Raw genomic sequence first — 12,038 nt, forward strand, 5'->3', positions numbered from 1 at the left:
TTTTGATTTTTAATTGTGAAATGGTTTGTTAAATTACAATAAATCCTTCTCTAAAAAAACCTATTTCTTCAAATCAATCTGTTTTAAATTTTCAATTCGGTTTCTTATTAAGAAATCGTCAATGGTTTCAAAGTGTTCAATAACACGTTGGTCTTTAAATTCGAATACTTTTTGCGATAAACCTTGAAGAAAATCGCGGTCGTGCGACACCAAAATTAAGGTGCCGTCAAAGTTTTTTAAAGCTTCTTTTAAAACATCTTTCGATTTTAAATCTAAATGGTTGGTAGGCTCATCCAGAATTAACAAATTAACGGGTTCTAAAAGCAATTTCACCATAGCCAAACGTGTTTTCTCTCCACCTGAAAGGACGCTTACCTTTTTATCAATATCGTCGCCTTTAAACATAAAACCTCCTAAAATGGTTTTTATTTGGGTACGGATATCGCCTTCTGCAACCTCGTCAACTGTTTGAAAAATAGTTAAGTTCTCGTCTAATAATGATGCTTGATTTTGTGCAAAATAACCAACCTTAACATTATGTCCCAACGCACATTTGCCTTCAAAATCAATTTCACCCATGATGGCTTTGATCATGGTTGACTTTCCTTCACCATTCCTCCCAACAAACGATACTTTTTCTCCACGGGAAATGGACATATTGGCATCTTTAAACACCACATGGTTATCGTAGGACTTCGATAAATCTTTTACCGTTACTGGATAATCGCCCGAACGTGGTGCTGGTGGAAAGCGCAATTTTAGTGCCGATGTATCGACTTCATCAATTTCAATAATTTCCAGTTTTTCCAACATACGCTCACGCGAACTCACTTGATTGGTTTTAGAATAGGTACCTTTAAAACGTTCAATAAAAGCCATGTTGTCAGCAATAAATTTTTGCTGCTCGTTATAGGCTTTTATTTGATGGGCACGCCTATCTTCACGCAATTGCAAATAATGCGAATAGTTGGCTTTATAATCATAAATGCGCCCCATAGTTACTTCGATGGTGCGATTGGTAATGTTATCAATAAATGCTTTGTCATGCGAAATGACCATAACGGCTTTGGCTTTGTTCAATAAAAAGTCTTCTAACCAAATAACGGATTCAATATCAATATGGTTGGTAGGCTCATCCAGTAAAATTAAATCGGGTTTTTGCAGCAAAATTTTAGCCAATTCAATACGCATACGGTAACCACCACTAAACTCGCTTGTTAATCGGGTAAAATCAGTGCGTTTAAACCCCAAACCTGATAAAGCCTTTTCAACTTCGGCATCATAATTCACGTCTTCTAAGGCATAATATTTCTCGCCTAAATCGGAAACCTTTTCTATGATTTTCATGTAGTCATCCGATTCATAATCGGTTCTGGTTTCCAATTCTCTATTAAGCCGCTCCATCTCATCGCGCATTTTAAAAACATGATTAAATGCTTTTGAAGCTTCTTCAAATACGGTACAATTATCTTCGGTTAATAAATGCTGTGGTAAGTAAGCAATCACTGCATCTTTTGGGTAACGCACATGCCCACGAGATGCTTTTTGGGCGCCGGCAATAATCTTCATCATAGTCGATTTTCCTGCACCATTTTTACCCATTAGGGCAATTTTATCATTTTCATTTATGGTAAAAGACACATCACTAAATAAGGCAGTTCCACCAAACTCTACCGCTAAATTATCAACTGAAATCATAGTAAATTTTTAAAGTTGCAAAGCTATAAAAAAGCAGCTTAGTAAAAAGAAAATTATTTTTACAAAAACAGTTGTTATTCAATGTATTAAAAATAGTATCTTCGCGCCTTATTTAAAAAAAAGCCTAAGATGAAACGTATTAACGAATACAAAAAACTGTTTAATGTTGAAAAAGATATTGATTTAAAAGAACTTAAATCAACTTACAGAAATTTAGTAAAAGCGTGGCATCCTGATAAGTTTCAAGCGGGCGATGATAAAGCTGCTGAAGCCGAAACAAAAAGTAAACAAATTATTGACGGCTATCATTTTTTGGTGAGTATTGCGCCAGAAACCATAGCGACTAATTTAGATAATTACAACGAAACCATCAATAGTCCTATTATCGATTGGCAACATAAAGGCCAAGTACTGGAAGTGACTTTTTTAGATGGCAATACCTATGAGTTTTTTGGTGTGAACAAAGCGTTGTATATTAAACTTTGTCAATCTGATAAAATGACACGTTTTGCAAAACGCAATATTTTCAATACGTTTACTTATAGAAAAATTAAGAAAAGTGAGGTGGAGGCTTAGACTTCTTAGATTATTAGACTTCTTAGATGGTTAGATTGCTAGACTTGTTAGATTGCTAGATTTTTTGATTGTTGGAATTTTTCTCTTCAATCCATAATATTTGCTCATAAACTTGGTACTTTATATCACATATCTTAAAAATGACTCCCGCATAAGAATTAGCTACAAAAACTTGAAAACAATTATTTATTTAAAGTAGCTACAAAATGAAGTAATGTTTCCTTAGTAATTGACCAATCAGGTGGTTTTATTTCTCCCCAAGCTTTGGGTGTATCCGACATATTAAAATAGTTAACCCCTATAATTTGTGGATTTTCTCTAAGTACCAATGCAGCACCCTCTAACCACTTTGTTTGATACTCTTCAGGTCCTTTAACACCAAATTCTGTTATAAAAAGTGGTTTATCAATAAATCGCAAACGCCAAGTTTTGCGCTTAAAAATAGTTGAAAAAGACTCTTGCATATTGGGGTCTGTAATATTCTTGTCTGGTAGACCATAAATGGCAATGCTCATAACATCTACAACATCATTTCCTGGATACCACTCAATAGAACCTCTGTCTCCAGCAGGCCCCCAAACACGTTTAACATTTTCTGGAATCGAATCTATAAATGTCATAAAATAACGGTATGAATTTATGTAAGTAACTGGATCTTGACTTTGCCATGGATAACGAGTTATTGGTATTTCCATTTCATGGGCATATCTTAAATATACTGTATGATTTGTACTTAAAATAATTTTATAAAACGCCTTAATTTCTTCATCATAATTTCCATGTAGCACATGCTTAAGAACTTCTGCATCATACTCTTTTTGGTGGTGACGAAACGGCTCAAAAGTAACTATAACATCATGGTTACGTTCAATAACACGCTTAAATCTGCCTTCAAAAGTTCCGTTATTAATATTTTCAAAATCAGCAAAAAGATGTTCAATTGAGATAGACGGTTCATTATTTAAAAAATCATTTGGATCGTACAATCCAATTTTAATATTCCCTCTTATAGTGTCTTTATCAATTGGGTTCGGTCTTATATAATTTTCTTTAGAATAAACAATATTTTTTTCTTCTTGGATATACTTGACTACTTCTGAAACCATACCCTTATCCAAAGCGTCCTTTGCAATATTTTTAGATCCAAATACGAAAATGGGTTTATCAAGAAATCTCATACGGTGCAGTCTTCTTATTAGATCATACTTTAAAGGATAATCCTTTGGATATACTTCTAATTTCATTTCGGAATCACTTTTCATTATTACCGAAGCAACATCAACCACATGGTCTCCTGGATAATATTCCAACGCACCGGGATAACCAGATGCTCCCCATACCATTTGAATTTGAGGTGTATATTTTTTACATAGTTTAGCCAGATAGCCAAAAGCATCTATGTACTCTTGTACATAACCTTGCCATGGGTAACGCTTGTATGGCACTTCTATTTCTGGATTAAACCTTATATAAACATTAGGTCGTTTTTTAATTAAATCAATACACAACTCCTTTATAGCATTGTCAAATTTCCCATTAATTAAATCGTTCATAGGGTTTTTTCTATATGAATTTATGGCATTAGTTCCCCAAGTTTCAATGGTTATTATTAATGGAATATTATCTGCAGTAAATTTATTAAGTATTTCCTCATCGAAACTTAATCCGGTTGATCTAGACAATTTTAAACGCAAATGGTAAGATGGCTTTATTAGTTTGCTGTCTTGAGGTGCATCAAATGAAAATACTGCAAGAACAGGTTCTGTGTTTGTATTTTCAATGGTGTTGCTTATTCGTATGGTTAGCAAATCTCTAAGCAAATCTTTATGCTTTATTGCAATAGGAATTAACATTATGGTTATAATGAGAAAACCTATTAAAAAAATCTTTTTAAATTTCGATAATTTCATGTTGAAAACTTTATTGTTTTTTTGCTGCAATACTATGTGATTTAGCAACACTATTTTAATCATTATCTAATAAATTGTTTTTAACAAATTTATCTTGATATTGTACCCATGATGCAATACGCGTTCTTGCATTTTCAATATCTGAAGGATGAGTTTTATCATAAAGATTTTTGGTTTCCTTGGGGTCTAGGATTAAATTATAAACTTCAACCTGCCCAGTACTTTCATTAAAAATATACTTCATTTCGTCCTTTCTGTAACCAAATAAATAATTAGACCACGGCGCAAAGAAAAACGCTTCATTATAGCGTGTATTAATAATATCTCTACCTTGCCATTCTTTTGGTATATCCAACTCTAAAGCCGAAAGCGTAGTAGTTGCCAAATCTTTCATAGAAACGATGTCATCTTTTCGTTGTCCTTTGAATTTAGGGTTTATAAAAAACAAAGGAACTTTTAAATTTTCTTCATAGATACCGGTGCCGTGTCCATACTGATTGTGCTGTCCAAAAGATTCCCCATGATCACCAGTAACAACAACTAAAGTAGATGAATCTAATTGACGTTCTTTTAAAACTTGCATAATAGTTCCTATCATGTTGTCATTATGCTTAATAATATTTAGGTATCTATTAAACTCAATATTGTTTACTCCAAAATCTGCCTCTTCCTGTGAAAAGAAATAGGGATAGTGACCCTGAACAGTCCAAAGTACAGAGAAAAAGTTTTTAGAAGACACTTTATCTAACCATAATCTAAACTGTTCTGCTAAACACATATCATCAATACCGTCTCCGTCATCATAAGTATTTTGTTTAAATTGTTTAGAACAATCAATATCTCTAAAATCTTTAACAACATCAAAACCACGTTGGCTTAAAAATTTATTGCTATTTAAAAAATCAAGACTAGCTGAAGAAAAAAAAGAGGTTGCATAGCCTTTTTCTTTTAAAATTGAAGATATTGTAGGGTGCTTAAAATGAGGTTTCTCATAGGTTAAGCTTTTATATGAAATCATTGGATATATGCTACCTAAAATAGACACTAAAGATTTGTTTGTAGCTGGTGCATGCGCATACATATTATCAAAAATCACAGCCTGATTTTCATATTTATTAAGATTTTGGTTTAAATGATACTGCCCTCCATAGAGGTCAAAATATTCAGCTCCTGTAGATTCTAATACTATGTAAAGCACATTTTTAATTTGATTTGATTTTGTTGAATCTAGAGATTCTCCAAGCTTTTCACCTTCACTGGGCACAAATACTTTATTTGCATCAGATAGTGTCATTTTAAAAAAAGAAGCATTTGGGTCACTAGAAATAATAGATAATGCCATGCATAAAATAGCATTATCTGTTTTCCCTTTGTCTTTAATAGTTTTAGCGTAAACAATTTGATAGCTAAACACAAGAATTATTACAGATCCTAAAGCAAGGGTGAAATATTTTAAAATTTTATAGTTAAGAATAGCGATATATAGATGTTTTAAAATTTTTGATAATACAAATAACGATAACCCCAAAGCCAATAAATTTAGAATTATAGCTAGAGATAAATTTTCTTGCAATGCACTTTTAACATCATTGCTTCCCAAAAAATCTGAATAATACAACCATTCATAATTAAAAGGTTGTCCAATGTAAATTACCGTTGTAATATTTGTAAACGCTATTAAAATAGAAAGAAATGCAAAGCCAATACATATAAAGTACACAGCATTAAATGCCTTAACCTTTCTTTTAGTTAGTACAAGAAGCATCAGAAAGAAACCTGCAAACAATATAATATATAGTAAATCATTTGTGCTGGCTCCTAAAAGCTCAAATAACTTTGTGGGATGCGAAAGTAAAGTTTTTGGGTGTATCCCTATAATTTCTAACCGAGCCATGATGTGCAATAAAAACATACTCGAAAAGAGAATTAAAACTTTAGAAACGACTGAGATAGGTGTATCGCATTTAAGCAACTTTTTTACAATAAGATAGGTTATTAAGCAAATTGCTAATAAAGAGGTAAATATCACCCAACCTATATTAACAATGGAAGACTCAAGTTTTTTCTCTGGCAAAGAATAATTTGCTTCAATAACAATTGGATCTGAATTATTAAAAGATATAACTTGATGCGATTTCCAATCCAATAAATCGGTGTACATACCTGATTTGTCCTTGGTTATCCAAAACCCATAATATATTTTCCCATTTACAGGAATGTTTATAGATACTTTAAAAACACCTTGACTTCCTACCATAGGTGTGCACATATTGTTATGAAGTAGCTTTCTACCAATATTCCAAGAAAGCAATTCTGAATTCTTGAAACTTTCACTGTACCACACAAAATTAACCGAACCTGATTTTGGTGCGTTATAAACTATTTCTTTGGTAACTAACGTTAGAGAATCAGAAGAAATTTCATCAACATTGGTTTGTGTTGTTTTTGAACTAGAAAATACTTCAAAAGTAACGTTCTCTTTTGCTAAAACACACTCATTTACTAGTAAAAAGAATAAGGTATAAAGGTATAAGTGTGCTTTTGTATAGATCATAAAATATTTTAGATAAAATTGTAGAAATAAAAATAATCTATTAAATTCTAAAATTTATTTATTAACTAAATAAAAATTTTCATCAACTAGCAGAGGTTTTTCAGCTCAATCCATTTACTCATAAACTTGGTGCTTTGTAAGGTATGGTGCATAAGCATTTGCCCTGCGAAGTTGTTTAGGCGTTTGTTGTTGAGTTGTTGAGTTGTTTCCTCAATAATAGTTGCAAGTTTTTGTTGAAATTGATTTCTGTTGAAACGTTCGTTTATAACTTGAAATCCGTTTAATTGTTTCTCACTCCAAAGATTTTCATCCTCATATAATTGAACTGCTTTATTTGCAAAAGCTTCTGGAGAATCTTCTACAAATCCATTAACATCCAAATCACCAAACATTCCTTCTGCTCCAACCGTTGTTGTAACACAAGGCGTGCCGTTTTGCATGGCATCCATCAACTTCCCTTTTAAGCCGGCACCAAAACGAATGGGTGCTAAACACACTTTAGCATTTTGCATCACTTCATTGACGTCTTCTGCTAATCCTTTTATTAAAAAACCTTCCTTTTCATTATGTAACTGATTTACTTTTTGGGATGCATACGCTCCATAAATGTGCAATTCTGCATTTGGAAGTTGCTTCTTTATTAATTTCCAAAGGGTTTCCTTTAAGTACAATACCGCATTGTAATTGGGTTCGTGCAAAAAATTACCGATACTTATAAAATGATGTCTTTCTTCAAATTTGGGAAGCTTCAAAATAGTTTCCTCTAAAATAGTTTCCAACATAAAAGGCAAATACATCAATAAATCGTCGGCTACTTTAAATTGATTTTCAAGAATATCCATTTCAGCTTCCGAAATAATCAAACTTAAATCACTTCTATAAATACTGGCTATTTCGCGTTTCGCTGTATCGTTGAATAAATAGGATGTATCAAAAGGCTTTCCTTCTTTAAAAGCCTGGTGTCTGCCTTTACGCAGGCAATGCAAATCTTCAGTATCTAAAATTCGTAAAGCATTTGGACATTGTTCTGCGACGCGCCAACCAAATTGTTCTTCCATCATAAAACGGTCGAACAAAACAATAGTCGGGTTTAGTTCTTTTACAAAAGCATCAAAACTGGCATTATTCAGTTCTATGGAAACTTGATTAATTCCTATAGTAGTTAAATCAAATGCATTATCACTTTTAGTACATGGACTTGCAAATGTAATGGGATAATTAAGTGATTGAAAAAAGTAAATAAGCTGCATCATTCGGCTACCTGCCGCAGAACTTTTGGGTTCTGGCCATACGAAACCAATAATTAAGACATGCTTCATGTAAAGCAATTAGATTTTTAGATCTTTAGACTTTTAGATTATTAGATTTGTTAGATAGTTAGACATTTTAGATAGTTAAACCTAAAAACATCGATGACCTACCTAACAATAACTTTGCAATTTTGAAACTTTGCTACTTTAAATCTTACTCAGCTTGTGCCATTAAACCATATTTTACCCGCACCAACTTTGCCCAATCTACAACAGATTTTATTTGTGTATCGCTAAGTTTTGCTTCGGTATGCGTCCATGTATAAGATTCTAATGGCATTTCTTTTTCTTCAACCATTTCAATTAATTCTTCAAATTTATGGTCTTTACGTTTTACCGAATTACCTTCCCAATTAGAGAAATTAAAATGCTTTTTACCGTCTTTTACATGACCAGCCATCCAATAATTTACTGGGGTAATGTTATTATACCAAGGATATCGGGTAACATCGCTATGGCAATCGTAACAGGTTTCTTTTAAAATAAGTTTTACATCTTCTGGAGGATTTGTTTCAGCTAAAAAAGCATCAATAGACGCTAAATTGCCTTCATTTTTTTCTGGTCCAAAAAATTGCGCAATAACGAATGCGATTAACAAGAATAAGAAGATCTTTTTTATTATTTTCATCTATTTTAATTTATTGTTTTAATTTAGTCAAATGGAACACCCTGAATAATCATAGGTATGTGAATGTAATTCTCATAGGTGTTTCACGTCGGATTATATAAAAGTGAAGTGATTTAAACTTTTTCCAATTGGCTAAAAAATTGCCCTTTTTTTGTCTATGCGCCTTCTGGCCCATTCACTAAAACAGTCCACTGGACTGTTTCTTAACGTTCTGTCCTGTCTTTTTTTCTTTCCGTAGCAATGCTATGCAACTCTAAAAAGGCTTCGATTGAACAAAAAATGACTAATTTTCGCTTCAATCGAAAAAGTTAAAACCACTTCAGTGCATAAAAATAGTAAATTAATTATGAGTTCAAATGAATTTTACAATGAATTAAAAGACGTAGAGACTTCACGCGAAAGCCGCCTAAAATATGCCAATATGGTCTTAAACGATATGAGCCTATTGCCTAAGCTTATTGATATTATGTTTAGGATTGATGATAAAGTATCCTATCGTGCAGCTTGGGTATTTGAATTTGTTTGTGAAAACTATATTTATGCCATAGTACCATATTTGGATACGTTTTGTAACAATATTAAAAACATTCATTTAGATTCTGCGGTGCGTTCCATAGCTAAAGTATGCTATTTTATAGCACAAGAATACGACTCTAAACAACCCAATACTTTAAAAAAGATGCTGAAGCCAAAACATAGAGAACAAATTATTGAGGTTTGTTTTGATTGGCTTATAGGCAAACAAAAAATTGCTGCCAAAGCCTATGCCATGGACACAGTGTTTCTTTTAGGAAAAAACTATCCGTGGGTGCATCCGCAATTAACCCAAATTTTGGAAAAAGACTTTCAAACACAAAGTGCAGGTTATAAAGTACGTGCAAGACGCATTCTAAAAAAGTTAAAAAGTCATGAGTTATGAGTTCAGAGTTATGAGTTCAGAGTTTAAAAAGTTCAAAGTTGTGTTTTAAAATGCATTCACAATCATCAATCGTAAATCGTGAATCGTGAATCGTCAATGAGGTTATGGGGTTATGAGGTTATATAGTTATGTAGTTAATCGTTAATCATCAATCGTGAATCGCAAATCAATGTCGTCTGTTTATTTTTTTGTTTTCTACCTTGGTTATGCACCCATATAATCATTTTTGTTTTGTGATAAACATTTAGTCATGGATGTTTCATATCTTTGCAGCTTCAAAAAATCAAACAACACATGCAATTATCACCTTTAAACGCCATCTCTCCAATTGATGGAAGATACAGAAATAAAGTAAACGAATTAGCCCCATTTTTTTCTGAAGAAGCTTTAATAAAATACCGTGTTCTTGTTGAGGTAGAATACTTTATTGCGCTTTGCGAAATTCCGTTACCACAACTTAAGGCTGTAAACACAAGTGTTTTTGATAATTTAAGAGCTATTTACAAAAACTTTAGTAATGAGGATGCGTTGGCAATTAAAAAGATTGAAAGCGTTACAAACCACGATGTGAAAGCTGTTGAATATTTTATAAAAGAAAAATTTGATGCGCTAGGCTTATCACAATTCAAAGAATTTATCCATTTTGGATTAACCTCACAAGACATAAACAACACCGCTATTCCTTTAAGTATTAAGGAAGCTATGGATACTATTTATGTGCCAGAATATACCATTATATCAAACAAGCTAAAAACATTATCAAAAGATTGGGCGGCTATTTCTATGTTAGCAAGAACCCACGGGCAACCGGCATCTCCAACCCGACTTGGTAAAGAAATTGAAGTGTTTGTAGTAAGATTACAAGAGCAATTTAATTTACTGAAAAATATACCTAATGCCGCTAAATTTGGTGGTGCTACCGGAAATTTTAATGCACACCATGTCGCATACCCAAACATTGATTGGAAAGCATTTGGCAGCAAATTTGTCCAAGAAAAATTAGGACTGCACCACTCATTTCCAACCACACAAATAGAACATTACGACCATATGGCTGCTTTGTTTGATACTTTAAAACGTATTAATACTATTATAATTGATTTAAACCGAGATATCTGGACATACGTATCTATGGATTATTTCAAACAGAAAATTAAAGCAGGTGAAGTTGGCAGTAGCGCCATGCCACATAAAGTAAATCCCATAGATTTTGAAAACAGCGAAGGTAATTTAGGAATTGCGAATGCTATTTTTGAATACCTATCTTCTAAACTACCTGTTTCGAGATTGCAACGTGATTTAACCGATAGCACTGTTTTAAGAAATGTGGGCGTACCTTTTGGACATACATTGATTGGTTTTAAATCAACATTAAAAGGATTGGATAAATTATTGTTGAATGAAGCTAAGTTTGCTGAAGATTTAGAAAACAATTGGGCAGTAGTTGCAGAAGCGATTCAAACCATATTACGTAGAGAAGCTTATCCGAACCCTTATGAAGCTTTAAAAGGTTTAACGCGTACTAATGAAAAAATAAACAAAGACTCCATTTCTAATTTTATTGATACTTTAGAGGTGTCTAACACAATAAAAGACGAATTAAAACGTATTACACCTAGTAATTATACGGGGATTTAAATTTAACTATGCTAAACGATAGACAATCATTAATACTTTGTGGCGTTATGGCCGGCGGTATTTTTGTGTCTGGAATTTTAGATGTTTTAGATAGTTACCTTATCAAAACCCTATTAACTATCATATTTTTAATAATTTTAACTAACTTTTTTGTGGTCTATTCTAAATCCAAAAAAGAAAAACAAAACAATTTAAAATAAAAAAGGTTTGCCAAAATTCAGGCAAACCTTTTTACTATTAGAAATACTATAATTTATTTAAAAAAGTTCATAATATCCTGAACTTGTCCTTTATCAACCTGAGCGCTTTGTAAAATACTAACCAAAGTCACCATTTTATCTGGACTCATATCATCACCCAATACCCGAACAATTCCAAAACCCAATTCTTTAGAGCTTCCAAAAACAACCACTTCGTCCGCTTCTTCATCGTTTCCAATATATTTAACGACTACTTTATTACCTCTATCGCTAAATTCTACAAGGTCCTTATATTTTCCATTGCTCAAAATAGTTTTAACTTTTGCTAATTCTACTTTTAGTGTTTCTTCGTTTGTTTGATTGGCTTTATAGCCCAAAAAATTCAAACGCTCTACAGAGTTATAAGCCTCCTTTTGTTCATTGGTAAATTTAGTCTCGTCTATTTTTAACATAGATATTGGAATATCTTGTGTCATGAAATTTTTAGATTCTTGGTGATCTACAAAATAACGTTGTAAACTAGCACCATCATTACAACTTACTAGTGTAACAGTTGCAATGAGAGCTAAAATAATATAGGTGACTGTTCGGTTCATGATTGATGG

The 12,038-nt window shown here is 32.5% G+C and carries 10 protein-coding genes; 4 read left to right on the forward strand and 6 right to left on the reverse strand.

Translation table 11 applies throughout. The features are described from left to right. Positions 1-60 precede the first annotated feature (60 nt). Complete coding sequence (locus tag CJ739_RS01575) at positions 61-1,698, reverse strand: ABC-F family ATP-binding cassette domain-containing protein (RefSeq protein WP_117172313.1); 1,638 nt, start codon at positions 1,696-1,698, stop codon at positions 61-63. A 129-nt stretch (positions 1,699-1,827) separates the two neighbouring features. Between CJ739_RS01575 and CJ739_RS01580 the strand changes: the two genes are divergently transcribed. Then, positions 1,828-2,274, forward strand: coding sequence for a KTSC domain-containing protein (locus CJ739_RS01580; protein WP_117172314.1), 447 nt, complete (start codon positions 1,828-1,830; stop codon positions 2,272-2,274). A gap of 182 nt (positions 2,275-2,456) precedes the next feature. Here CJ739_RS01580 and CJ739_RS01585 read toward each other — a convergent pair whose 3' ends face one another. From CJ739_RS01585 to CJ739_RS01600, 4 genes are all read right to left on the reverse strand, one after another. After that, the gene (locus tag CJ739_RS01585; protein ID WP_162880095.1) at positions 2,457-4,184 is read right to left on the reverse strand and encodes a glycoside hydrolase family 26 protein; all 1,728 of its coding nucleotides are present in this window, start codon (positions 4,182-4,184) and stop codon (positions 2,457-2,459) included. A gap of 55 nt (positions 4,185-4,239) precedes the next feature. Further along, entirely contained in the window at positions 4,240-6,738 is a 2,499-nt protein-coding gene (locus tag CJ739_RS01590; protein WP_117172316.1) for an LTA synthase family protein, read from the reverse strand. An 86-nt stretch (positions 6,739-6,824) separates the two neighbouring features. Beyond that, the gene (locus CJ739_RS01595; RefSeq protein WP_117172317.1) at positions 6,825-8,057 is read right to left on the reverse strand and encodes a glycosyltransferase; all 1,233 of its coding nucleotides are present in this window, start codon (positions 8,055-8,057) and stop codon (positions 6,825-6,827) included. 145 nt (positions 8,058-8,202) lie between these two features. Further along, complete coding sequence (locus CJ739_RS01600; RefSeq protein WP_117172318.1) at positions 8,203-8,676, reverse strand: heme-binding domain-containing protein; 474 nt, start codon at positions 8,674-8,676, stop codon at positions 8,203-8,205. Positions 8,677-9,022: 346 nt separating this feature from the next. Between CJ739_RS01600 and CJ739_RS01605 the strand changes: the two genes are divergently transcribed. From CJ739_RS01605 to CJ739_RS01615, 3 genes are all read left to right on the forward strand, one after another. Then, positions 9,023-9,595, forward strand: coding sequence for a HEAT-like fold family protein (locus CJ739_RS01605; RefSeq protein WP_117172319.1), 573 nt, complete (start codon positions 9,023-9,025; stop codon positions 9,593-9,595). Between the two features lie 294 nt (positions 9,596-9,889). Then, entirely contained in the window at positions 9,890-11,233 is a 1,344-nt protein-coding gene (gene purB, locus CJ739_RS01610) for an adenylosuccinate lyase (protein ID WP_117172320.1), read from the forward strand. A gap of 8 nt (positions 11,234-11,241) precedes the next feature. Beyond that, a complete protein-coding gene (locus tag CJ739_RS01615; RefSeq protein WP_117172321.1) occupies positions 11,242-11,433 on the forward strand; it encodes a hypothetical protein in 192 nt (63 codons plus the stop codon). A 53-nt stretch (positions 11,434-11,486) separates the two neighbouring features. Here the strand turns inward: CJ739_RS01615 and CJ739_RS01620 are convergent, their stop codons facing one another. Next, on the reverse strand, positions 11,487-12,029 hold the full coding sequence (locus CJ739_RS01620; RefSeq protein ID WP_117172322.1) for a GFO_1091 family lipoprotein: 543 nt from the start codon (positions 12,027-12,029) through the stop codon (positions 11,487-11,489). Between the last annotated feature and the right edge of the window lie 9 nt (positions 12,030-12,038).

The organism is Mariniflexile sp. TRM1-10 (assembly GCF_003425985.1).
Lineage (GTDB): Bacteria > Bacteroidota > Bacteroidia > Flavobacteriales > Flavobacteriaceae > Mariniflexile.

Bases quoted from the DNA above. Each gene is read 5' to 3' on its own strand.
- CJ739_RS01575 (WP_117172313.1), bottom strand. From the start codon at position 1,698: ATGATTTCAGTTGATAATTTAGCGGTAGAGTTTGGTGGAACTGCCTTA.
- CJ739_RS01580 (WP_117172314.1), top strand. From the start codon at position 1,828: ATGAAACGTATTAACGAATACAAAAAACTGTTTAATGTTGAAAAAGAT.
- CJ739_RS01585 (WP_162880095.1), bottom strand. From the start codon at position 4,184: ATGAAATTATCGAAATTTAAAAAGATTTTTTTAATAGGTTTTCTCATT.
- CJ739_RS01590 (WP_117172316.1), bottom strand. From the start codon at position 6,738: ATGATCTATACAAAAGCACACTTATACCTTTATACCTTATTCTTTTTA.
- CJ739_RS01595 (WP_117172317.1), bottom strand. From the start codon at position 8,057: ATGAAGCATGTCTTAATTATTGGTTTCGTATGGCCAGAACCCAAAAGT.
- CJ739_RS01600 (WP_117172318.1), bottom strand. From the start codon at position 8,676: ATGAAAATAATAAAAAAGATCTTCTTATTCTTGTTAATCGCATTCGTT.
- CJ739_RS01605 (WP_117172319.1), top strand. From the start codon at position 9,023: ATGAGTTCAAATGAATTTTACAATGAATTAAAAGACGTAGAGACTTCA.
- purB (WP_117172320.1), top strand. From the start codon at position 9,890: ATGCAATTATCACCTTTAAACGCCATCTCTCCAATTGATGGAAGATAC.
- CJ739_RS01615 (WP_117172321.1), top strand. From the start codon at position 11,242: ATGCTAAACGATAGACAATCATTAATACTTTGTGGCGTTATGGCCGGC.
- CJ739_RS01620 (WP_117172322.1), bottom strand. From the start codon at position 12,029: ATGAACCGAACAGTCACCTATATTATTTTAGCTCTCATTGCAACTGTT.